At 70.0% G+C, this 21,232-nt stretch carries 19 protein-coding genes; 7 read left to right on the plus strand and 12 right to left on the minus strand.

Annotated features, from left to right (window positions below; translation table 11 throughout):
• Positions 1 to 76: 76 nt before the first annotated feature.
• Positions 77 to 625 (minus strand): alkyl hydroperoxide reductase, encoded by a 549-nt coding sequence (locus tag ACIRQP_RS04735; RefSeq protein WP_403883438.1) that lies wholly within the window; start codon positions 623 to 625, stop codon positions 77 to 79.
• A gap of 6 nt (positions 626 to 631) precedes the next feature.
• Positions 632 to 1,186 carry a peroxiredoxin gene (locus ACIRQP_RS04740; protein ID WP_403883441.1) on the minus strand — a complete coding sequence of 185 codons (555 nt, stop codon included), beginning with the start codon at positions 1,184 to 1,186 and terminating at the stop codon, positions 632 to 634.
• Between the two features lie 156 nt (positions 1,187 to 1,342).
• Here ACIRQP_RS04740 and ACIRQP_RS04745 point away from each other — a divergent pair, with 156 nt between their 5' ends.
• Complete coding sequence (locus ACIRQP_RS04745; protein ID WP_403883444.1) at positions 1,343 to 2,347, plus strand: LysR substrate-binding domain-containing protein; 1,005 nt, start codon at positions 1,343 to 1,345, stop codon at positions 2,345 to 2,347.
• 14 nt (positions 2,348 to 2,361) lie between these two features.
• Here ACIRQP_RS04745 and ACIRQP_RS04750 read toward each other — a convergent pair whose 3' ends face one another.
• The 5 genes from ACIRQP_RS04750 to ACIRQP_RS04770 all read right to left on the minus strand — a co-directional run bounded on the left by ACIRQP_RS04750 (position 2,362) and on the right by ACIRQP_RS04770 (position 7,292).
• Positions 2,362 to 4,782 carry an FtsX-like permease family protein gene (locus ACIRQP_RS04750; RefSeq protein ID WP_403883447.1) on the minus strand — a complete coding sequence of 807 codons (2,421 nt, stop codon included), beginning with the start codon at positions 4,780 to 4,782 and terminating at the stop codon, positions 2,362 to 2,364.
• Entirely contained in the window at positions 4,779 to 5,465 is a 687-nt protein-coding gene (locus ACIRQP_RS04755) for an ABC transporter ATP-binding protein (RefSeq protein ID WP_403883450.1), read from the minus strand. Before ACIRQP_RS04755 ends, ACIRQP_RS04750 begins: the two co-directional genes overlap by 4 nt.
• The gene (locus ACIRQP_RS04760; protein ID WP_403883453.1) at positions 5,462 to 5,986 is read right to left on the minus strand and encodes a PadR family transcriptional regulator; all 525 of its coding nucleotides are present in this window, start codon (positions 5,984 to 5,986) and stop codon (positions 5,462 to 5,464) included. The genes ACIRQP_RS04755 and ACIRQP_RS04760 overlap by 4 nt, the downstream gene beginning before the upstream one ends.
• 83 nt (positions 5,987 to 6,069) lie before the next feature.
• Positions 6,070 to 6,387: a hypothetical protein gene (locus tag ACIRQP_RS04765; protein WP_403884361.1), complete on the minus strand. Its 318-nt coding sequence runs from the start codon at positions 6,385 to 6,387 to the stop codon at positions 6,070 to 6,072.
• Positions 6,333 to 7,292: an SPFH domain-containing protein gene (locus ACIRQP_RS04770; protein WP_403883455.1), complete on the minus strand. Its 960-nt coding sequence runs from the start codon at positions 7,290 to 7,292 to the stop codon at positions 6,333 to 6,335. Before ACIRQP_RS04770 ends, ACIRQP_RS04765 begins: the two co-directional genes overlap by 55 nt.
• 259 nt (positions 7,293 to 7,551) lie before the next feature.
• Here ACIRQP_RS04770 and ACIRQP_RS04775 point away from each other — a divergent pair, with 259 nt between their 5' ends.
• Both ACIRQP_RS04775 and ACIRQP_RS04780 read left to right on the plus strand, forming a co-directional pair.
• Positions 7,552 to 9,783: a transglycosylase domain-containing protein gene (locus tag ACIRQP_RS04775; protein WP_403883458.1), complete on the plus strand. Its 2,232-nt coding sequence runs from the start codon at positions 7,552 to 7,554 to the stop codon at positions 9,781 to 9,783.
• 210 nt (positions 9,784 to 9,993) lie between these two features.
• Positions 9,994 to 10,779 carry a DUF4158 domain-containing protein gene (locus tag ACIRQP_RS04780; protein ID WP_403883461.1) on the plus strand — a complete coding sequence of 262 codons (786 nt, stop codon included), beginning with the start codon at positions 9,994 to 9,996 and terminating at the stop codon, positions 10,777 to 10,779.
• A 242-nt stretch (positions 10,780 to 11,021) separates the two neighbouring features.
• On the opposite strand, the gene ACIRQP_RS04785 is transcribed toward ACIRQP_RS04780, so the two are convergent.
• Complete coding sequence (locus ACIRQP_RS04785; protein ID WP_403883463.1) at positions 11,022 to 11,426, minus strand: MerR family transcriptional regulator; 405 nt, start codon at positions 11,424 to 11,426, stop codon at positions 11,022 to 11,024.
• 76 nt (positions 11,427 to 11,502) lie between these two features.
• On the opposite strand from ACIRQP_RS04785, the gene ACIRQP_RS04790 reads away from it, so the two are divergent.
• The 4 genes from ACIRQP_RS04790 to ACIRQP_RS04805 all read left to right on the plus strand — a co-directional run bounded on the left by ACIRQP_RS04790 (position 11,503) and on the right by ACIRQP_RS04805 (position 14,637).
• Positions 11,503 to 12,312: an alpha/beta fold hydrolase gene (locus ACIRQP_RS04790; RefSeq protein ID WP_403883466.1), complete on the plus strand. Its 810-nt coding sequence runs from the start codon at positions 11,503 to 11,505 to the stop codon at positions 12,310 to 12,312.
• The gene (locus ACIRQP_RS04795) at positions 12,309 to 12,989 is read left to right on the plus strand and encodes an MFS transporter (protein ID WP_403883469.1); all 681 of its coding nucleotides are present in this window, start codon (positions 12,309 to 12,311) and stop codon (positions 12,987 to 12,989) included. Before ACIRQP_RS04790 ends, ACIRQP_RS04795 begins: the two co-directional genes overlap by 4 nt.
• A complete protein-coding gene (locus ACIRQP_RS04800) occupies positions 12,983 to 13,522 on the plus strand; it encodes a hypothetical protein (protein ID WP_403883472.1) in 540 nt (179 codons plus the stop codon). The genes ACIRQP_RS04795 and ACIRQP_RS04800 overlap by 7 nt, the downstream gene beginning before the upstream one ends.
• A 119-nt stretch (positions 13,523 to 13,641) precedes the next feature.
• Complete coding sequence (locus tag ACIRQP_RS04805) at positions 13,642 to 14,637, plus strand: tyrosine-type recombinase/integrase (RefSeq protein ID WP_403883475.1); 996 nt, start codon at positions 13,642 to 13,644, stop codon at positions 14,635 to 14,637.
• Positions 14,638 to 14,788: 151 nt separating this feature from the next.
• On the opposite strand, the gene ACIRQP_RS04810 is transcribed toward ACIRQP_RS04805, so the two are convergent.
• The 4 genes from ACIRQP_RS04810 to ACIRQP_RS04825 all read right to left on the minus strand — a co-directional run bounded on the left by ACIRQP_RS04810 (position 14,789) and on the right by ACIRQP_RS04825 (position 21,078).
• Positions 14,789 to 16,252, minus strand: coding sequence for a catalase (locus ACIRQP_RS04810; RefSeq protein ID WP_403883478.1), 1,464 nt, complete (start codon positions 16,250 to 16,252; stop codon positions 14,789 to 14,791).
• 233 nt (positions 16,253 to 16,485) lie between these two features.
• Entirely contained in the window at positions 16,486 to 18,357 is a 1,872-nt protein-coding gene (locus ACIRQP_RS04815; RefSeq protein WP_403883481.1) for a SpoIIE family protein phosphatase, read from the minus strand.
• A gap of 365 nt (positions 18,358 to 18,722) precedes the next feature.
• Complete coding sequence (locus tag ACIRQP_RS04820) at positions 18,723 to 19,397, minus strand: DUF402 domain-containing protein (protein ID WP_403883484.1); 675 nt, start codon at positions 19,395 to 19,397, stop codon at positions 18,723 to 18,725.
• Between the two features lie 283 nt (positions 19,398 to 19,680).
• A complete protein-coding gene (locus ACIRQP_RS04825; RefSeq protein ID WP_403883487.1) occupies positions 19,681 to 21,078 on the minus strand; it encodes a class II fumarate hydratase in 1,398 nt (465 codons plus the stop codon).
• Positions 21,079 to 21,232 lie beyond the last annotated feature (154 nt).

Consider the following 21,232-nt stretch of genomic DNA (forward strand, 5'->3'; position numbering starts at 1 on the left):
GACGGAACCGGCCCCCGCGCTCCACAGCCGGTCAGGGCCTGGGGAGAGGGCGGGGGCCGGGCAGTACGGTCGGGCGCTACTCGGCGATTACCGCTTCGGCGAGCACGGCCTCGGCGTCGAGCGTCGTACCGACGGCCTGGATCACCGCGGCGATCTTGAAGGCTTCCTGGATCGTCTCGCGGTCCACACCGGCCGTGCGGAGCACCTGCTCGTGCGAGTCGAGGCACTGGCCGCAGCCGTTGACGGCGGAGACGGCGAGCGACCACAGCTCGAAGTCGATCTTCGCCACACCCGGGTTGCCGATGACGTTCATCCGCAGACCGGCCCGCAGCGTCCCGTACTCGGGGTCCGACAGCAGATGCCGGGTCCGGTAGAAGACGTTGTTCATCGCCATGATCGCGGCGGCCGACTTGGCGGCGGTGTACGCCTCGGCGCTCAGGTTCGCCCTGGCCTCCGGCTCCAGTTCGCGCAGCACCCGCGCCGAGCGCGAGGCGATCGCGCAGGCGAGCACGGTGCCCCAGAGCTGCTGCGCGGGCAGCGCGCTGTTGCCGATGACCGAACCGAGGTTCAGCCGCAGGTCCTTGGCGTAGTCGGGCAGGGCCGACTTCAGTTCATCGAGGGCCATCGGGGATCACTCGCCCGACAGGAGCTTGACGGGGTCGAGGGTGTTCTCGCCCTTGTTCCAGTTGCACGGGCACAGCTCGTCGGTCTGGAGGGCGTCGAGCACCCGCAGGACCTCCTTGGGGTTACGCCCCACGGAGCCGGCGGTCACCATCGTGAACTGGATCTCGTTGTTCGGGTCGACGATGAAGACGGCGCGCTGCGCGAAGCCGTCCGCGCCCTCGATGCCGAGGTCGCGCATCAGCTCGTGCCGGGAGTCGGCGAGCATCGGGAAGGGCAGGTCGCGCAGGTCCGGGTGGTCCTTGCGCCAGGCGTGGTGCACGAACTCGGAGTCGCCGGAGAAGCCGAGGATCTGGGCGTCACGGTCGGCGAACTCGTCGTTCAGCCGGCCGAAGGCCGCGATCTCGGTCGGGCACACGAAGGTGAAGTCCTTGGGCCAGGCGAAGATGACCTTCCACTTGCCCTCGTAGGTCTTGTGGTTGATCTCCTCGAACTCCTTGCCCTTCTCCAGCGAGACACAGGCGGTCAATTCGAACGAGGGGAACTTGTCACCAACGGTGAGCACAGGCTCTCCTTGTGAAGGCGGGAAGTCCCTTTTGGGGTCTTCCGGGCGGGTGGGCGGCTCACTGATAGTGGCACAGTCGGTATTGATCATAGAAATAGCTAGACTCGGTCGCCGTGATCGGAGGTACCTATCAGTGAGGTCGGTTCAGTGGAGTCGGTGTCCGTCACACGGCACGTCAGGCAGTCCGGCCCACGGGGCAAACAGCCCAGCCTGTCCCAGCTGCGCGCCTTCGCGGCCGTGGCCGAGCATCTGCACTTCCGGGACGCGGCCGCCGCGATCGGGATGAGCCAGCCCGCGCTCTCCGGCGCCCTCTCGGCGCTGGAGGAGGTGCTCGGCGCACAGCTCGTGGAGCGTACGACCCGCAGGGTGCTGCTCTCCCCGGCCGGTGAGCGGCTGGCGTCCCGGGCGATGGCCGTACTGGACGCGGTGGGCGCGCTGGTGGACGAGGCCGAGGCGGTACGGGCGCCCTTCACCGGAGTCCTCAGGCTCGGCGTGATCCCGACCGTCGCCCCGTATCTGCTGCCGGCCGTGCTCCGGCTGGTCCAGGAGCGCTATCCGGAGCTCGACCTCCAGGTGCACGAGGAGCAGACCTCGTCCCTGTTGGACGGTCTGGCGGCGGGCCGGCTGGATCTGCTGCTGCTCGCCGTACCGCTCGGCCAGCCCTCGGTCACCGAACTTCCGCTGTTCGACGAGGACTTCGTCCTGGTCACCCCCGACGACCACCCCCTCGGCGGCTGCCGCGACCTGCCGCGCGAGGCGCTGCGCGAACTGCCGCTGCTGCTCCTGGACGAGGGCCACTGCCTGCGCGACCAGGCGCTGGACATCTGCCGGGAGGCGGGCCGCGCCGACGGCGTGCCCGTGACGACCACGGCGGCCGGCCTGTCGACGCTGGTACAACTCGTCGCGGGCGGCCTCGGGGTCACGCTGCTGCCGCGTACGGCCGTACAGGTCGAGACCGGCCGCAACGATCGGCTCGCCACGGGATACTTCGCGAACCCCGCCCCGGCGCGCAGGATCGCGCTGGCGATGCGCACGGGAGCGGCTCGGGGCGGCGAGTTCGAGACCTTCGCGGACGCGCTGCGGGAGTCCCTGCGAACGCTCCCGGTACGCCTGAGCGGCGCCCCGTCACCGGAACCCCCGCGCGTGCCGCCACAGAGCTGACTCCTGCCGTACGGTCACTCCGACCGCAGGCCGTCCGGCCGCGTCATCCGCCACAGGAACGGCAGGCTGGCCACCGTCACCAGCATGATCACCGCGATGCCCGCGCCCGCGAAGGATGCGAAGACCCATCGGTCGGCGACCGGTTTGGCGACCATGTTCAGCAGGACGGAGCCGAGGGTCAGCCCGCCCGCGATGGCCAGCAGCGTGCCGAGCGCGACCGGGATCGCGGTCTGCCAGAGCACCGACCAGGCGAGGGTCGAGCGGCGGGTGCCGAAGGCCACCAGGACCGACAGCAGGCGTCTGCGCTCGCGGAGTTGCTCGATCTGGGAGACCAGCATGCTCGCGGCGATCAGGGCCATGGTGGCGGTGCCGCCGACGAGCAGACCGGTCTGCACGCTCGCGTACTGCTTGTCGCGTTCGACGGCCTTGAACGTGATCACCCGGAGCGTCGGATCGAGGGCGGCGGCGGTGTTGCGTACGTACTCCTCGGCATCCGCGACCCGTTCGTCGGTCCGGATCGTCGCGCTGGTCTGCGCGTGGGGCATGCGACTCGGGTCGAGGGCGCCCGGGGTGGCGAGGATGCCGTCGTTCTCGCGGCCCACCGGGTCGGTCCTGGCCTCGACCGTGCGGGCCGACGCGGGCAGCGTCCACAGCGAGGGCGTCCGAACGCCGGTCACGGTACGGGTGCCGAGGTCGACCGGCTTGCCCGGCCGGGCCGTCTCGTCGACCCAGTCGTTCTGCTCCCCCTGCCCGGCGACATGGGACACGAAGGCGTCTCCGTCCTCGCAGGACGGCAGCTCGGCGAGGACGCGCAGGGTGGCGCAGGTGCCGATGGTCAGGGTGGTGGTGGGCTGGATCTCGTGCGGGGCCACGGGCCCCGGCCTGACCACATAGCTCGTGGTCACGGCGACGACCGCCGTGACGCCCTCGGAGGCACGGAAGCCGTCGGTCATCTCCTGGGCCAGCCGCCCGCTGCCGTAGGACGCCTGGAAGGTGATGTTCGCCCGCGTCGGGTCCTGCCCGGGGGGCCTGACGAAGTCCTCGTGCATCCCGGCGAACATCATCTGAACGGCGATGGCGCCCGCCACGGCCGCGGTGATTCCCATGACCGCCCGGGACGCCGGGCCGCTGTTCAGCTGGAGCCGGCGGGCGGCGAGCTGCCATGGCACCGGTCCGCCGGTCAGCCCCGCCACCACCGCCTCGACGAGCCAGGGCAGCAGGGTGGTCAGACCGGCCAGCACCAGCACCGCGCCGGCCGCGATGGGGTACGGATCGACGGCGGTCCCCTCGCCGACCGTTCCGACCGTGCTCAGGACGGTGACACCGGCGACGGGCATCAGCAGCCGCCACCACAGCTGCCGGGGCCGGGGGCGGACGTCGCGTACGACACCCAGCGGCTCGATGGTGACCGAGCGCAGCGCGACCAGCGTCACCCCGACCGCCGCCACCGGTACGGCCACCACGATCAGCGCGGCGAGCGCCGGCGCCGGGACCAGATCGGCGGGGAAGGCGCTGAGATTCCACAGCCGCACCCCGCCCGCCAGCGGCCGCAGCGCCAGGAAGAGCCCGAATCCGGCGAACAGACCGAGCGCCGCGCCGAACAGCGCCTCTCCGGCCGCGATGCGGCGGGTCATCGCGATGTCGGCGCCCACCAGCCGCAGCGCGGCGAGTCTGCGGTCCCTGCGCTCGCCGCCGAAGCGGACGGCGGTGGCGATGAAGATGCCCACCGGCATCAGCAGCACCACGGAGATCAGCACGATCAGCACGATCAAGTACGGGCTGATCGGCGGGGATCGCGTGACGGAGCCGTAACCGGCCGTCCGATGGCCGCCCTTGGCCTTGGTGAGCGTGTCGCTGCCCGCGTAGAAGCGGAGTTCCTCCGGGTCGAGCAGACCGGCGCCGGCGACGGTGCCGACGACGTGGTGGCCGAGCCGCTCCCTGAGGAGCGTGCCGTCGGGCGAGTCCAGCAGCTTCCGCAGGGCGGGGGAGACCACCATTTCCCCGGGCCCCGGCATCTTCGCGACACCGGGCGGCAGCGGCGGGCGGGCGCCGTCCGGGCGCAGCAACTGGCCGCCGACGGTGGCGCCGCGGTACTCGGTCCCGGCGTTGATCCACACCAGCGTCGTGTCCGAGCGCGGCGCCGGAGCCTCGTCCCCCGTCTCCGTGACGGTACGGGCGCCCTCCCGCGCGGCGCGCGCGTCGATCACCTGCGGTACGGACGCGGCGAGGAAGAGCAGCGTGACACCGAGCCCGACCCCCGCGGAGGTCAGCAGTGTACGGATCCAGCCCTCGCGTCCGCCCGTGGCGGCGAACCGTACCCCGAGCCCGAGATCGCGGGCCCAGGTACGGAGCCGGCCGGGCGCCCGCCCGGGGACCGGGGGAGCGTACGCGGGCGGTCCGCTCCGGTCGGGTCCGCTCCGGTCGAGGAGCGTCATACGGTGAACTCCGCCTCGCGGGCCCTGCCGTCCCGCACGATCACCTCACGGTCCGAGTAGGCGGCGACCCGCGCCTCGTGGGTGACCAGGATGACGGCGGCGCTGGTGGCCCTGGCCGCCTCGGTCAGCAGCTCCATCACCCGCTCGCCGTTGAAGGAGTCGAGCGCGCCGGTCGGCTCGTCCGCGAAGATCACGCGCGGTGAGGTGACCAGGGAACGGGCGACCGCGACGCGCTGGCCCTGTCCGCCGGAGACCTCGCCGGGGCGCTGGGACCCGATGTCGGCGACCTCCAGCCGCTCCAGCCACTCCCGCGCGGCACGCTCGGCGTCCCTGCGCCGGACGCCGGTGAGCCGCAGGGGCAGCGCCACATTCTCCAGACAGGTCAGCTCGGGTACGAGCCGGCCGAACTGGAAGACGAAGCCGAATTCACCGCGGCGCAGGGCGCTGCGCTCGGCCTCCGGCATATCGGTCAGCACACGGCCCCGGTAGGTGATCGTGCCCGAGTCGGGGGGCACGATCCCGGCGAGGCAGTGCAGCAGCGTGGACTTGCCCGAGCCCGACGGGCCCATGACGGCGACGACTTCGCCCGGGTGGATCGAGAACGTCACGCCGTCGAGCGCGGGGGTCGGTCCGTACGACTTGCGCAGATCGTCGGCGATGAGCAGGGAGCCGGCGGGTGTCATCGGCGTACCGCCGCGGCGAGCCGGTCCAGCCGGGCCGCGGTCAGCTCCAGCCAGCGCAGATCGGCCTCCAGATGGAACAGCGCGTGATCGCAGATCAGCTGGTCGGCGAGGTCGCCCTGGCGCTTGCGCGCGGTCAGGTCACGCATCGTCCGCAGATGCTCGGCGCGCTGGGCGTCGAGCAGATCGGCGGCGCTGCGGCCGGTGAGCAGCGCGATGACGACTTTGGTGTAGAGGGTCGACTGGAGGTACGGCTCCGGGCTCTCCGGCTGCGCGAGCCACCGGCCGACATCGGTGACACCGGCCTCGGTGATCGCGTATCTCTTGCGCTCGGGGCCGCCGCCGGACTCGACGCCGTCGACCACGACGAGCCCGTTCTTCAGCAGCCGGGACATGGTCGAGTAGACCTGTCCGTAGTGGAGGGGGCGGTCCCGGCCGAATTGATCGTCGAAGGACCGCTTGAGGTCGTATCCGTGGCGCGGTCCCGACTCCAGGAGTCCGAGAAGAGTGTGACCGATTGACATGCGAGGCACGCTACACCGTGCCTATACATCACATGTATAGAGCCGGCCCGGCGGCCTTGCGAGGCCAGGGTCTTTCGTCTGGATCACTCCGGCTCGGGTGTCACCGCAGTGGCTGATTCCGCACCTGAGGAAGGATCCGCCGCCGGGCCCTCCCTGCCCGACTTCGGCGGCCGGCCCCGGCGCGGGATCGGCGCCGCGCCGGTGGGCAGCCGGCCCGCCTCGGCCAGGGCCCGGCGGAGCAGGAACTCGATCTGCGCGTTGGCGCTGCGCAGTTCGTCGGACGCCCATCGTGCGAGGGCCTCGTACACCGCCGGGTCCAGTCGCAGGAGAACCTGCTTGCGTTCGGTCACTGGTAGAGCGTGCCCGTGTTCACGACCGGCTGGGCGGCCCGGTCCCCGCAGAGCACGACCAGCAGATTGCTCACCATCGCCGCCTTGCGCTCCGAGTCCAGCTCCACGATGTCCTGCTCGGTGAGGCGGGTGAGTGCCGCCTCGACCATGCCGACCGCGCCGTCCACGATCAGCCGGCGTGCCGCGACGACGGCGCCCGCCTGCTGGCGCTGGAGCATCGCCGAGGCGATCTCGGGCGCGTAGGCGAGATGCGTGAAGCGGGACTCGATGATGTGGACACCGGCCGCCTCCACCCGCGCGTGCAGTTCGACGGCGAGCTTCTCGGTGATCTCCTCGGCGTTGCCGCGCAGCGAGAGACCGGACTCCTCGTGGGCGTCGTACGGGTACTCGATGGCGATGTGCCGTACGGCCGCCTCGGTCTGGGTGGAGACGAACTCCGGGAAGTCGTCCACCTCGAACATCGCCTGCGCGGTGTCCTCGACCTTCCAGACCACGACCGCGGCCAGCTCGATCGGGTTGCCGTAGGCGTCATTCACCTTCAGGACGGCCGTCTCGTGGTTCCGTACCCGCGTCGAGATCTTGGTGCGGGAGGTGAGCGGGTTCACCCAGCGCAGTCCGTCCGTACGGATCGTGCCGCGATAGCGCCCGAAGAGCTGGACGACCCGGGCCTCGCCCGGCGCCACCATGTTCAGTCCGCACATCGCGACGAACGCGGCGATCCCGACGAGTGCGCCGATCACGATCAGGGCCGCCTTCAGCCCGGCCGAGCCGACCGTGGCACCCAGGACGATCAGGAGGACGCCGGCGATGAGGCCGAGCAGTCCGAACAGCAGGGCGCGCCCGCCGCCGATGCTGTGGGCGGGAATTTCCCGGACCCGTGGTGCGGGCATCTCGGGTATGTCGTCCGCCGTGGTCGAAGCCGTGGTCGTCGTCGTAGGTGTGCTGGTGGAGGCCATGTTCCATCCCCGTTTCCGGTCCGCTGCCGCCGATGGGCGGTAGCTAGCATTGTGATTACACATTATGCCTCGCCGCAACCCTTGGGCGCTCTCAGGAGTCCGTTCACGTGGGGTAGGTGCTGATTGTCACGTCCTAAAAGACCTGATCGGTCGCCCTTTGTCACAGCAAGCGGTGTTAGCTTTCTGAGCTGATTCCGGTGGGTGAGAGAACCACGGGCGAGTCCTGACGGAGTGGACACGAGAGCGGAGCGAGACGGCGATGGGCCGAGCGGAAGCCAGACGGGCGAGCCGGCGCGGGGTGCGCCGAGCCGCCGAACCGAGCGGCATACGCCGCTTCTTCACGCTGAGAAAACTGCTCGGTACGTTCTTCGGGCTCTGTCTGCTCGCCATGGGCGGGCTCTTCGTTCTCTACATGGTGGTCCCGGTGCCGAGCGCCAACGCGCAGGCCGAGATGCAGAGCAACGTCTACAAGTACAGCGACGGCACGATCCTCACCCGCACCGGCGAGATCAACCGCGAGATCGTCGGCCTGGAGAAGATCCCCAAGGACGTTCAGCACACCTTCGTCGCCGCCGAGAACAAGTCCTTCTACCAGGACTCCGGCGTCGACATCAAAGGCACGACCCGCGGCCTGATCAACACCCTCTCCGGCAAGGGCAAGCAGGGCGGCTCGACCATCACCCAGCAGTACGTCAAGAACTACTACCTGAATCAGGACCAGACGGTCTCCCGCAAGCTCAAGGAGCTGGTGATCTCCCTGAAGGTGGACCGGAAGCTGGACAAGAACGAGATCCTCGCCGGGTACATCAACACCAGCTACTACGGCCGCGGCGCCTACGGCATCCAGGCCGCGGCCCAGGCGTACTACGGGATCGACGCCTCCTCGCTGAACGTCGCCCAGGGCGCGTATCTCGCCGCGCTCCTCCAGGCCCCCAGCCAGTACGACTGGGCGGCGGCCACCGCCACCGGCAAGAAGCTGGTCACCGAGCGCTGGAACTACGTGCTCGACAACATGGTCGAGCAGAACTGGCTGGATTCCGCCACCCGCTCGGGGCTGAAGTTCCCGGTGCCGCACGCACCGAAGGCCGCCCCGGGGATGGAGGGCCAGGCCGGCTATATCGTCGAGGCCGCCAACGACGAACTGGCCCGCCAGGGCGTCGACAAGGCGGAGATCGCCAAGGGCGGCTGGACGATCACCCTCAATATCGACAGGAAGCGGCAGCAGGAGCTCGTCCAGTCGGTCGACAAGCAACTGGAGAGCAAGCTCGACCGCAAGGACAACAAGACGGACGCGACGGTGCAGGCAGGCGCCACCTCCGTCGACCCGAAGACCGGCCGGGTGGTCGCGCTCTACGGCGGTACGGGCGCCACCCAGCACTGGATATCCAACGCCACCCGCACCGACTACCAGCCCGCCTCGACCTTCAAACCGGTGGTGCTCGCCTCCGCGCTGGAGAACGGCGCCGAGACCCAGGACGGCCGGAAGATCGGCGTCAACACGAGGTACGACGGCACCAGCAAGCGGCCGGTCGAGGGCAGCGACACCCCGTACGCCCCGGAGAACGAGGACGACCGCGACTACGGCCGGGTCAGCGTCCAGACCGCGATGAACAAGTCCATCAACTCCGTCTTCGCGCAGATGGTCGTGGACGTCGGCCCGCCCGAGGTCAAGAAGACCGCCCTGGACCTGGGGATGCGGGACAAGGGCTTCCCCGAACGGCCCGCGATCACCCTCGGCACGATGAACGCCTCCACCTGGGACATGGCGGGTGTGTACGCGACGCTCGACAACCACGGCAGGAAGATCACGCCGACGATCGTGAAGTCCGCCGAGCACAAGGACCGTACGGTCGAGATCCCCGACCCGGTCGGGAAGCAGGTGATCAGCCGGGAGACGGCCGACACCGTCACCGGAGTCCTCCAGGGCGTCGTCGACAACGGCTCGGGTTTCGAGGCCGACACCTCCGCCTATGACGCGGCGGGCAAGACCGGTACCTCGGAGAACAACTGGTCCGCGTGGTTCTCCGGCTACACCCCGCAGCTCACCACGGTCGTCGCGCTGTTCGGTGAGTCCACCAAGGAGGGCGGCGGGCAGGTCAGCCTGACCGGCACCGCCAACTCCGGCCGGGCCAACGGCGGCGGCTTCCCCGCCAAGATCTGGGCCGATTACACCCTGGCCGCGCTGAACGGCGGCTCCGACGCGGCGTTCGACCTGGACATCCCGGTGCCCGTGCGGGAGACACCGTCGGCGCCGGTGGCCCCGAGCAGCCCGGAACAGACCCCGTCCACGGCCCCCTCGCAGTCGGCGCCCCCGGAGCCCACCTCGTCCGACTCGGCATCGAGCCCGCCCCCCTCGGAGTCGCCCGGGGAGAGCTCACCGAGCACGGAGCCCGGCGGGGGAGACCCGAGCAGCCCGGGGAGCAGTGAGTCGAGCGGTACCCCGCCGGGCGCGAACGACCCCAACGGCGGGTCGGCGCCGGGCAACCCGTAGGGCGTGTCGCATACGGACGCACGCGGACGCGCTCGCCGGACGCACGCGCACGCGGTCGCCGCTCGCGCTGATCACAGCAGGGGTGTCGCCGAGGTGAGCCCAGAAGCCGCCAATAGTTGATCTTGGGTTCCGCATTGACGGAGCCGTCACCCATTCGGCTCAGTGTCGTTGGTGTGACGTTGGGCTGTCGTCTGAGCCGGGTGGGGAATCTTGACCTCGATCGAGCGGACCGCGTACCCGCGGTTCAAGCGGCTGATCACCGCGCATGAGCTGCATCTGTTCTTCTCGCCGACGTGGGAGGAGGCAGCGTGGGCCGCTGAGCGGATGGACGCCGATGGCCATCAGCTTTCGCTGCTGCTGGCGCTGAAGTCGTATCAGCGGATGGGGCGGTTCCCGAAGCCGGACGAGTACCCGGAAATAGTGGTCGACTTCGTCCGCCGTGCGGTGGAGCTGCCGGAGGGCACCACGTCTTTGTGGGCGACGGGCCGGACCGCCGAGCGGCAGCGTACGGAGGTGCGCCGCCGGGTGGGCGCGATGTACGACCAGGCTAGGGCCCGCCGGATCGCCGAGGAGTCGATCCGCAAGGAGGCCGCAGCGAAGAACAGCCCGGCTGACCTGATCAACATCGCACTGGAGAAAGTGGTGGAGGCCGGGCTGGAGCTGCCGGCGTTCTCCACCTTCGACGCGATGGCCTCGACCGTGCGCAAAGAGGTGAACGCCTCGATCTGCGCGGGCATCCACGACCGGATGAGCGCGCCGGAGCGGGCGGGGCTGCTGCGGCTGCTGGAGGAGCGCCAGAGCGACGGCACGACGCTGTTCAATCGGCTCAAGAAGCCCGCCCAGGGCCCGACTTGGTCACACAAGAACCTGGCCAAGCGGCTGGAATGGGTGGACGGGATCGGCGATACGGGCGTGTGGATGGACGACATCGCGGCAGGGAAGATCACCGATTTCGCCGGGGAGGCGGACGCGGTGACCGCGAGCCTTCTTGTGTGAGCACTGGCCGTACAGGCGAAGCGACGCCCGAAGCCAGCTCATTTGGCTTCGGGCGCTGCGTGTCTGGTGGTGTGGTGTCAGGCGCGGGTGGGAGCGATGTAGGGCCGGGCGGCGCACCATGAGGCCGACAAGGACAGTCTTGGCGGTGCCGCCAGCGAAGTCCTTGTCATGTTCTGGTCGAACATCAACCCGTACGACACCTTCCGCCTCGCGATGGCAAGCGGCTCGATCTGGGCTGCCTGTCAGCTTGCCTCGGCAACGCCCGGCTGAGGCGACCTCGGCGTCCCGGCGCCCGCAGGGGGCGCGGCGGCGATAATGGTGTCGAGCATCGTGCGCGACGCCTGCAGGTCCTCGATGGCGCGGGTGATCCGCTCGCCCTCCCGGCGCAGCTGGGCGAGCAGGTCCGGACAGGTGGGCACGAGGCGCTCGTCGTCCGTCCGGATGCACGGCAGAACCTGAGCGATCAGAGCGGTCGGAAGACCTGCCGCCAGCAGACAGCGAATACGGCGCACCGTCTCGACGTCCGACTCGCCGTAGACGCGGTAGCCGCTGGGCAGCCGCTCGGGCGTCAGCAGTCCTTGCTGCTCGTAGTAGCGCAGCAGTCGCTCGTGGACTCTGGTGCGCCGCACCATCTCTTTCATGCGCATGCCGCCCGCCTCATCCCTGCTCCCCTTGCGCCACTACTTGACTCTGACACTGATGTCGGAGTTTAGCGTCGGCCGCATGACCACTGACCATGCGCTTCCCACCCCTCACCTTGATGTCCTCGTGCAGGGGCGCGGCCCCGCACTCCTGCTCGCCCACGGCGCCGGCGGCGGCATCGAGGGAAACTTCGGCCTCGTCCTCGACGACCTCGCCCAGGACCACACCCTCGTCGGTCCGCACTACCCCGGTGCGGGTGGCTCCCCCGCAGCCGTCGAACCACTGGACCTGGACGACCTCGCCGACCGCCTGGTCGCGGCCGCCATCGCAGCCGGCCCGGACTCCTTCACCGTCCTCGGAGAGTCCCTCGGCAGCGCCGTGGCCGTCCGGATCGCCACACGCCACCCCAACCGTGTCCGGGCCCTCGTCCTCACTGCCGGCTTCCCTACCGCCGACCCCGTCCTGGCGCTCGCCGCCCAGCTGATCAAATCCCTGGCGTTCGCCGGTCAGTGGGACGACCTCGCACGACTCGCCCTCCTGTCCTGCATGTCTCCGGCGGACCTGGCGGACGTCGAACCGGCCGACCTCGACGCACCAGTCGCCCAGACTTTGGCCGCGATGCCGCCGGGCACGTTGGACCACTTCGACCTGGTGTCCCGCGTGGACGTCCGGACCGACCTGGCGAAGGTGTCCGCACCCACCCTGGTGGTGGCGCCGACCGGCGACCGGCTGGTGCTGCCCGAAAGCTCGTACCGCCTGGCGGCTGGCATCCCAGGCTCCCAGCTGATCGAACTGCCCGGCGCCGCCCACGTCCTGAACGCGGCAGACCGAGCGACCTGGCTCCGCCACGTCCGCGAGTTCCTCGCCGCTCTGCCCGCCACGTCAGCGTGAGCGCACCGCTCCTCACGGATCAGGCCGGTCCGCCCACGAAGTCGCCAGCCCGGCGCCGGGCCGGCCTGCTCGTTCTCGCCACTACGACCTTCGTCGTCGTCACCACAGAGCTGCTGCCGGTCGGGCTGCTGACGCCGATCAGCGACGATCTGGGAGTCGCGCGATCACGGGTGGGGCTGCTTGTCACCGTGTACGCCTTCACCGTCGGACTGACGGCAGCTCCGCTCACCCATCGGACCGCGGGCTGGCCGCGCAAGCGCCTCTACATCACCGTCAGTGCGGTCTTCTCCCTCGGCACCGTGCTCTCTGCGGCCGCGGTGAGCTACCCGATGCTTTCGATCGGCCGGTTCCTTTGCGGGATGGCGCACGGGGTCTTCTGGTCGATCGTCGCCGGATACGCCGCCGCGCTCGCCACGCCCGGCCGCTCGGGCCGCGCAACAGCTGTCGTCTTCGTCGGAAACTCGACGGCCCTCGTCCTGTGCGTCCCCCTGGGCACCGTCCTCGGCGGCGTCGTCGGATGGCGCGGTGCCTTCTGCGCCGCGGCGGCCCTCGGTCTCGGGGCACTCGCCGCCGCCCAGCGACTCTTGCCCGACATTCCCAACCGCCCCGCCCCGCCCCGCCGCAGCCGACATGCCTCGGCGATGCGCTGCGCCTGCCTGGCCTACGACACATGGTGACAGCAACCGCGCTGCTCGTCCTCGGACACTTCACCGTCTACACCTACGTGACCCCGCTCCTGCACGACGCCGCTGCCTTCAGCGAGGCCGCCACCAGCATGCTCCTGGCCTTGTACGGACTGGCGGGCTTCCTGGGGACCTGGCTCGGCGGTGTCCTGGGGGACCGTCGCCCGCACACCGTCCTGCTCAGCACCATCGCCCTGATGGCCGGCTCACTGGTTCTGCTCGGTGCGAGCGTCCGGCTGCAGCCACTCGCGGTGGTGGCCGTGGCCCTGTGGGGCGTTGCCTTCGCCGCACTGCCGGTAACGCTGCAATCGAGTGTTCTCCGCCTGGGAGCACCCGCGCCCGACGCGGCGTCCTCCTGGTACGTCTCCGCGTTCAACCTTGGTATCGGAGGAGGAGCCCTCACCGGCGGACTGCTGAGCAGCTCCCCGGTGGCGATGCTCCCTTGGACCGCCCTGATCCCCGTAGTACCGGCCTTCGTCTTTGCCTGGACCACGCGGGCAGCCTTCCCACATCCGCCGTCGCGGTAAATGCCGGATTTACTGCGGCGGAGCTTCTACCGTGATCAACGCGACCTGCGGCGGACTCTCCGGCCACCGCAGGCGAGGTGTACGCATTTACTGCGGCAGTGCTGGAAGGGCAGGCGGGCGTGGCGATCGAACCAGTGACCGAACTCGGTAGCGGGGGCGCGCTCCGGCTGCCGCGCGCCCGGGTGGTGCCCCTGTCCGCCCCGCCCACGTCGTACACCGCGGCGGTCGAGCGTTACCTCACAGGCGCGGGCATCGCCAAATCCTCCGCACGGATCTACCGGATCTCACTGACGACGTGGGGATGGATGCTCGCCAGCGAACCCGCGCCGGCCGGACCCGCCCGCCGGGGCGCGAAGCCGCCTGTCTTCCCCCTCGCCGCGAACGACGACCCAGCGCTGCCCGAGGTGCTGGCCGAACTGGCGGCGGCCCGGGCGGACGAGATGGACGCCGACACCGTCAACCGCGAGCTGTCCATCGCACGCAAGGCGATCGGCTGGTGGCAGCGCCAGGGCTGGATCGAAAGCGATCCAACGATCGGCATCGAGCGGCGGCCGGCACCGCCGGACCGCACCAAGGCCCTGGCGGAGAACCAGATCGCCGCCCTGTGGCGCCTGGACATCGGACTCAGGGAGAAGACGTTCTGGAAGATGCTCTATGAGTCCGCCGCGCGGGCCGATGAGGTGCTGTGCCTGAATGTGGAGGACCTGTACCCGGCGGACAAGCGGGGCAGGATCACCGCCAAGGGCGGGGCGACCGAGTGGATTCACTGGCAGTCCGGCACCGCCCAGCTGCTGCCTCGCCTGATCGCCCGCCGCACTCGCGGACCGCTGTTCCTCACCGGCCGCAGGGCCCCGGCCGCGACAGCGACGCTCGACATGTGCCCGGAGACCAGCCGAGCGCGGCTCTCCTACCGCCGGGCCGAGGAGATCTTTGAGGAGAACACCCGGCTGCTGGCCAATCCGCTCACCTCACCCGAGGACAACGAGGAACTGGACGGCTGGACGCTGCACCGGCTGCGGCACTCCGCGCTCACCCACGACGCGGAAGGCGGCGCCTCCCCCCCGATGCTGCTGGCCCGCTCCCGCCACACCTCCGTCCGCTCCCTGGAGCGGTAAGCCCGCCCCGGCGTCGACGCGGTCGCCCGGCACGTCGCCGAACGCGACCCCGCCGCCCGAAGGAAGCACTGAAGCTTCAAGATCAACTATTGGCGGCTTCTGGGCTCACCTCGGCGACACCCCCAGCATGTCCGGCGACCGCGTCCGTACGTCAGCCGCCGTTCGCCTTCTTGGCGATCCGGTCGCCGATCACCTTGTCGATATTGCGCCAGTACTGGAGTGCCCGGTCCAGAACAGGACGGGACACCCCCTGCGCCAGATGCCCGGAGACATTCGACACCAGCCGGTCCCGCGCCGCGTCGTCCAGCACCTGACGGACCTGCGTGCCGGCCTGGCCCCAGTCGTCGTCCTCGCGGTGCAGCTTGTACGCCTCGCGCACCATCTCGCCGGCCGCGGCCCAGCCCGCCGGGTCGCCGAACCGGTCCACATCGGCGGCGGGGCCACCGTACGAGTTCGGTGCGTACGGCCTCGCCGCGTTCGACGCCTCGTACCGCATCGGACCGTCCTTGGCGTACGAATTCACCTGCGAGCGCGCCCTGTTGGGCGGCAGCTGGGCGTAGTTCGGGCCGATCCGGTAGCGGTGCGTGTCCGGGTACGAGAAGAGCCGGCCGAGCAGCATCTTGTCCGGGGACGGGCCGACGCCCGGCACCAGATTCGAGGGCTCGAACGCGGCCTGCTCGATATGGATGAAGAAGTTGTCCGGATTCTTGTTGAGCGTCATCCGGCCGACATCGATCAGGGGGTAGTCGCCGTGCGGCCACACCTTGGTCAGATCGAACGGATTGAAGCGGTAGTCGGCCGCGTCCTCGAACGGCATGATCTGGACCTTCAGGCTCCAGGTCGGCGCGTTCCCGGACTCGATCGACTCGTACAGATCACGGCGGTGGTGGTCACCGTCCGAGCCCGCCATCGCGTCGGCGTCGGCCTGGGTGAGGTGGTCGACACCCTGATCGGTCTTGAAGTGGTATTTCACCCAGAACCGCTCACCGGCGCCGTTCACCCACATATAGGTGTGCGAGCTGTAGCCGTTCATGTGCCGGAAGGACTTCGGGATACCCCGGTCGCCCATCAGCCAGGTGACCATGTGCGCGGACTCGGGGGAGAGTGTCCAGAAGTCCCACTGCATGTCGTTGTTGCGCAGCCCGGTGGCCGGGTGGCGCTTCTGCGAGCGGATGAAGTCCTGGAACTTCATGGGGTCGCGTACGAAAAAGATCGGCGTGTTGTTGCCGACCATGTCGTAGTTGCCGTATTCGGTGTAGAACTTCAGCGCGAAGCCACGGGGGTCGCGCCAGGTGTCGGGCGAGCCGAGCTCACCCGCGACCGTGGAGAACCGGGCCAGCATGTCGGTGCGCCTGCCCGGCTGGAAGAGGTCGGCCTTGGTGAACTGGCTGACGTCATTGGTCACTTCGAAGATTCCGTACGCGCCCGCGCCCTTCGCGTGGACCACCCGCTCGGGAACCCGTTCCCGGTTGAACTGGGCCATTTTCTCGATGAGGTAGTGGTCCTGCATCAGGATGGGGCCGTCGGGGCTGATGGAGAGCGAATGCTCGTCGCTCTCCACCGGAACGCCGGCGTTGTTGGTCGTGTAGGGAGTCTTGGGGGATGACGCGGTCACGAGCGGGCCTCCCGTCGATAGAGGGCCCGGGAAATGAGGGACCAGGGGACCAGGGAGTGATCCCAGGCCCTGTCCCGGGCTGGGACAGCGGTCACTACGGCCGCCTGCCCCAGCTAACCTCTACGACACCTCGTCGGCAACATATACCCTTAGGTCCGTTTCATCCCTGTGTTCCCTGTGCTCCCCGATCCGCTGCTCCTGGTCCGCGTCCACGACCTGGGTCCGGGCAGGACCTACGTCCGCGTCGGGATCTCGAACCAGACCACCTTGCCGGTGGAGAGCCGGGTCGCTCCCCAGCGCCGCGCCAGCCGGTTGACCAAGAACAACCCCCGGCCGCCCTCGTCGGTGTCGCGGGCCCGTCGCTGCCGGGGCAGCTGGGGCGAATCGTCCCCGACCTCACAGCGCAGTACGTCCGTACGGAGAAGCCGCAACGTCACCGGACGCTCCGCGTACCGCACGGCATTGGTCACGACCTCGCTGATCAGCAGCTCGACCGAGTCGCTCAGCTCCTCCATGTCCCAGCGGGCCAGCGCACGCCGGGCCAGCCGCCGGGCCCGGCCCGGAGCCGCGTCCTCCGGCTCCAGGAACCAGTACGCGACATCACTGGGCGCGATCCCGTCGAAACGCGCGGCGAGCAGCGCGATGTCATCGTCCCGGTCGCCGGGGCCCAGGACATCGAGGACGTCGTCGCAGAGCGCCTCCAGCGGCGGTGAGTGGTCGGGTCCGGTCAGCTGCGCGGTAGCCGCGAGCCGCTCCCGCAGCTGCTCGATCCCCGTCCACACGTCCCGCAGCCGGGACTCGACGAGCCCGTCCGTGTAGAGGAGCAGGGTCGCTCCCGCGGGCGCGTCCAGCTCGACGGCCTCGAAGTCCACCCCGCCGACCCCGATCGGCGCCCCGGGCGGCACCCGGAGCACCTCCGCCCGGCCGCCCAGGTGCAGCAGTATGGGCGGCGGGTGACCGGCGTTGGCGATGGTGATCCGGTGCGAGACCGGGTCGTACACCGCGTAGAGGCAGGTCGCCATCCGGTCCGTGCCGAGCCGCTGGGCCTGCTCGTCCAGATGGTGCAGCACCTCCTGCGGCGGCAGATCGAGACCGGCGAGGGTCTGCGCGGTCGTCCGCAGCTGGCCCATGATCGCCGCGGAGGTCATGGAGTGGCCCATGACATCGCCGACGACCAGCGCGACCCTGCTGCCGGGCAGTGGGATCGCGTCGTACCAGTCGCCGCCTACCCGCGCGGTCTCGGCGGCCGGCAGATAGCGGGACGCCAGTCGTACGCCGGTCGGCTGGGGCAGGTTCTCCGGCAGCATCGTGCGCTGGAGCTCATCGGCGATATACGCCTCGCGGCCGTACAGCACCGCCTTGTCGATGCCCAGCGCCGTATGTGTCGCCAGCTGCGCCGCGACCAGCAGATCGTTCGGCTCGAAGGCGGCCCGGTCAGGTCTGCGCAGGAAGACCGCGGCGCCGATGACCCGCCGCCGGCCGCGCAGCGGCGCGAGGATCGCGCGGTGCCCGGACGGTACGGTGCGGTCGGCGCCGAGCAGCTCAGGCAGTGCGGCACGGGCCGCGGCCGAGTCGCCGAAGACCGGACGTACGCCCCGCAGCACCTCGGAGAGCGCGCCGCCGGAGCGCACCTCGCACAGCTCGGCGGCCGGGATCACGTCCGACTGCGGGTCGAGGATCGGCAGCCGCAGACCTTCGCTCAGCTGGACCGGGATGCCGGCGGCGCCCTCCGTGTCGTCGTCGGTCAGCCGCAGCCGGTCCGTACGCCGCAGCCGCAGCACGAACGGCGACACCGGGCGCTCGTCACCGACGGGCAGCGGATCGCGCAGATAGACCAGTATGGCGTCGGAGAACGTCGGTACGGTCGCCCGGCACAGCCCGAGCACGATCTCGTCCAGGTCTATGCCGCGTGCGATCCGCCGGGTCGCGGCTCCCACGAAGCGCAGCCGGTCGCCCTCGCGCCGCGCCGTCGCGACGGGGTCCGGCACCGGCACCACGGGCTGCGGCACGGCGGAGGCGCCGGCCTCCTGCCGCGGCCTGGTGCGTTCCTGCGACCGGGCAACCAGTGGTTGCCGGCCTTCGTGGGAGGGGGGATGCTCCGTCACGCGTGGGATTCCGTCCGTCCGGGCCGGGGGTGCGATGCGATCGTTTCGACTGGCGAAACTACCGCGCGGCAGGCGGCGTCGACAGGGCGGCAGCCCTTACGCACGGCTCCACCCCCTCGTAGTGGCTCACGGTCGTAGTTGTGCGGGTCGTTGCGGGCGAACAGTGTGACGTGTGCGGTCGTATGCGATGTGACCAGTGGTCAGCCGGCTTTCCGTACCGGCCTGTTGCCCCGCTCCGGTCTTCCGGAGGACGATCCTACGTTTCAACCCCGGGGGCGTATCAAGGATCTCACGAGGTCGTATGCGTCCGAGCGCGTTCCCGGACGTGAATCAGTCACTTCACCGCGGCCGTACGGTGAGTTCCCTCAGGGCGTCAGCCGCGCCGCCGTACGGTCCCAGTCCGCGGGCAGCTCCGGCACCGGCCAGTGCGGCTCGGGCCGCCAGTGCTCCCAGCCGTCGTTGTACGGGGCGCCCCACGCGTTGATCACCTCGATCGCCGCGCGCCCGGCCTCCCCGACCCGGCGCGCCTGCGCCGGTGTCATCAGGCCGTCGTGCTGCGCCTGCGCGAACTCGTCCTCGTCGCGCCAGCGCCAACTGCGGTCCGGATAGACGTCGATGTCGAGGAAATGGTCCTCCGAATCGATGCCTCCCGTCCAACGGGTACGCGGCTCCTCCAGGTTGACGTACCAGTTCTGGAACCGCCAGCCGCGCTCCCACCACAGCCACACCGACCAGGGCTCGCCGGGTCTCGCCAGCTTCAGCACGCCCATCCCGTACCACCGGTCGTGCACCACCGTGCGCGGCTTGGTATAGCGGGTGGCAAGCGGCTCGCGGTGGACCGGGGTGCCGTCCGCGAGGGCCGGCCTCACACACGGGGTGTCCGGCGCGAGCCAGGCCGCGAGCAGGTCGTCGGTGTCCTGCACGACCGTGACAGGACGGCAGATGTGCACGCGGTTCCCGGCATTCTCCCGGTACCGCCACAGGATCTGTGTGCCGGGCGCCCAATGCTGCCCGTTCGTCGCCCTCACCGTCGCTGTCATGCGCAGATCCTAGGGCCTGTCCTCAAAGTAGCGCCGTCCGCCCGAAGGGCGGGCCCGGCGGGACTTTGAAGACACGCTCTAGGTCCTGTCCGGTCGATCTTCGCGGATCAGCCCGCGGCGTCTGGTGCCGTGCATCGCAAGGCGAAGGATCGCCCATGTACTGACGTACTTGGGCGACTCCGACAACGCCGCGAGGTGCGGTGCCAGGCGTCGCGGGCCCGCGAAGATCGGCCGGACAGGACCTAGGCGGTGGCGTACGGGCGCCACGGCACACCTCACGTATTCACGGCCGTGTCATGCGCAGCACATCCAGCGCCTCGTCGAGCTGCTCCAGGGTGAGATCCCCGCGCTCCACATAGCCGCCCGCCAGAACCGTCTCGCGGATCGTCGTGTGCTCGGCGAGGGACCGCTTGGCGACCCTCGCGGCCTCCTCGTACCCGAGGTACTTGTTCAGCGGGGTGACCACGGACGGCGACGACTCGGCGTACTCGCGGGCCCGCTCCACATGGGCCGTGATGCCGTCGACCGTACGGTCCGCGAGCAGCCGGGAGACGTTCGTGAGCAGCCGTACGGACTCCAGGAGGTTCTTGGCGATCACCGGGAGCATCACGTTCAACTCGAAGTTCCCGGCGGCGCCGGCCGTCGCGACCGTGGCGTCATTGCCCATGACCTGCGCGGCGACCATCAGCACGGCCTCCGGGATCACCGGATTGACCTTGCCGGGCATGATCGAGGAGCCGGGCTGGAGATCGGGGAGGCTGATTTCGGCCAGACCGGTGCGAGGGCCCGAGGCCATCCAGCGCAGATCGTTGGCGATCTTCGTGAGGGAGACGGCGAGCGTACGGAGCTGGCCCGAGGTCTCCACCAGTCCGTCGCGGGCGCCCTGCGCCTCGAAGTGGTCACGGGCCTCCGTCAGCGGCAGCCCGGTCGCGCGCGCGACCTCCGCGATGACGGCAGCGGAGAAGCCGGGCGGCGTGTTGATGCCGGTGCCCACCGCCGTACCGCCGAGGGGAAGTTCGGCGAGCCGGGGCAGCGAGGCCGTCAGCCGCTCGCCCGCGTACCGGATCTGGGCGGCGTAGCCGCCGAACTCCTGGCCCAGGGTGACGGGCGTGGCGTCCATCAGATGCGTACGGCCCGACTTCACGACGTCCCGGAAATCCTGGGCCTTGCGCTCCAGGGAGGCGGCGAGACGGTCCAGCGCCGGCATCAGTTCGCCGGTGACGGCGGCGGTCGCGGCGATATGGATGCTCGACGGGAAGACGTCGTTGGAGCTCTGCGAGGCGTTCACATGGTCGTTCGGATGGACCTCACGGCCGAGACGCTCGGTGGCGAGCGTGGCGAGCACCTCGTTGGTGTTCATGTTCGAGGAGGTGCCGGAACCCGTCTGGAAGACGTCCACCGGGAAGTGCTCGTCCCAGCGGCCGTCCGCGACCTCGGCCGCCGCGTCCCGGATGGCGTCCGCGATGTCCTTGTCGATCACGCCGAGATCGGCGTTGACCTTGGCCGCGGCGGACTTGATGCGGGCCAGGGCCTCGATATGGGCGCGTTCCAGGCGCTGTCCCGAGACGGGGAAGTTCTCCACCGCGCGCTGCGTCTGGGCACGCCACTTGGCGTGGGCGGGGACCCGTACCGTGCCCATGGAGTCGTGCTCGGTCCGGTACTGGTTCTCGTCGGTCGTCATCGTCGTCGTACCTCCTGCAAGGGTGAGCGTCCGGCTGATCCGATGTGTTCCCCCGTACGTTCCCCGGGAGTGTCGTGGAGACGGGTCATGGAGACGGGTCATGGAGACGGGAACGCCCTCCCCGGAGGAAGGCCGGGGAGGGCGCGTCGAAGGG

Source organism: Streptomyces sp. NPDC102274 (assembly GCF_044766385.1).
Classification (GTDB): Bacteria; Actinomycetota; Actinomycetes; order Streptomycetales; family Streptomycetaceae; genus Streptomyces.

Excerpts from the sequence above, each read along its gene's own strand:
- ACIRQP_RS04735 (WP_403883438.1), bottom strand. The coding sequence starts at position 625 with ATGGCCCTCGATGAACTGAAGTCGGCCCTGCCCGACTACGCCAAGGAC.
- ACIRQP_RS04750 (WP_403883447.1), bottom strand. The coding sequence starts at position 4,782 with ATGACGCTCCTCGACCGGAGCGGACCCGACCGGAGCGGACCGCCCGCG.
- ACIRQP_RS04755 (WP_403883450.1), bottom strand. The coding sequence starts at position 5,465 with ATGACACCCGCCGGCTCCCTGCTCATCGCCGACGATCTGCGCAAGTCG.
- ACIRQP_RS04760 (WP_403883453.1), bottom strand. The coding sequence starts at position 5,986 with ATGTCAATCGGTCACACTCTTCTCGGACTCCTGGAGTCGGGACCGCGC.
- ACIRQP_RS04770 (WP_403883455.1), bottom strand. The coding sequence starts at position 7,292 with ATGGCCTCCACCAGCACACCTACGACGACGACCACGGCTTCGACCACG.
- ACIRQP_RS04775 (WP_403883458.1), top strand. The coding sequence starts at position 7,552 with ATGGGCCGAGCGGAAGCCAGACGGGCGAGCCGGCGCGGGGTGCGCCGA.
- ACIRQP_RS04785 (WP_403883463.1), bottom strand. The coding sequence starts at position 11,426 with ATGCGCATGAAAGAGATGGTGCGGCGCACCAGAGTCCACGAGCGACTG.
- ACIRQP_RS04790 (WP_403883466.1), top strand. The coding sequence starts at position 11,503 with ATGACCACTGACCATGCGCTTCCCACCCCTCACCTTGATGTCCTCGTG.
- ACIRQP_RS04800 (WP_403883472.1), top strand. The coding sequence starts at position 12,983 with ATGGTGACAGCAACCGCGCTGCTCGTCCTCGGACACTTCACCGTCTAC.
- ACIRQP_RS04820 (WP_403883484.1), bottom strand. The coding sequence starts at position 19,397 with ATGACAGCGACGGTGAGGGCGACGAACGGGCAGCATTGGGCGCCCGGC.
- ACIRQP_RS04825 (WP_403883487.1), bottom strand. The coding sequence starts at position 21,078 with ATGACGACCGACGAGAACCAGTACCGGACCGAGCACGACTCCATGGGC.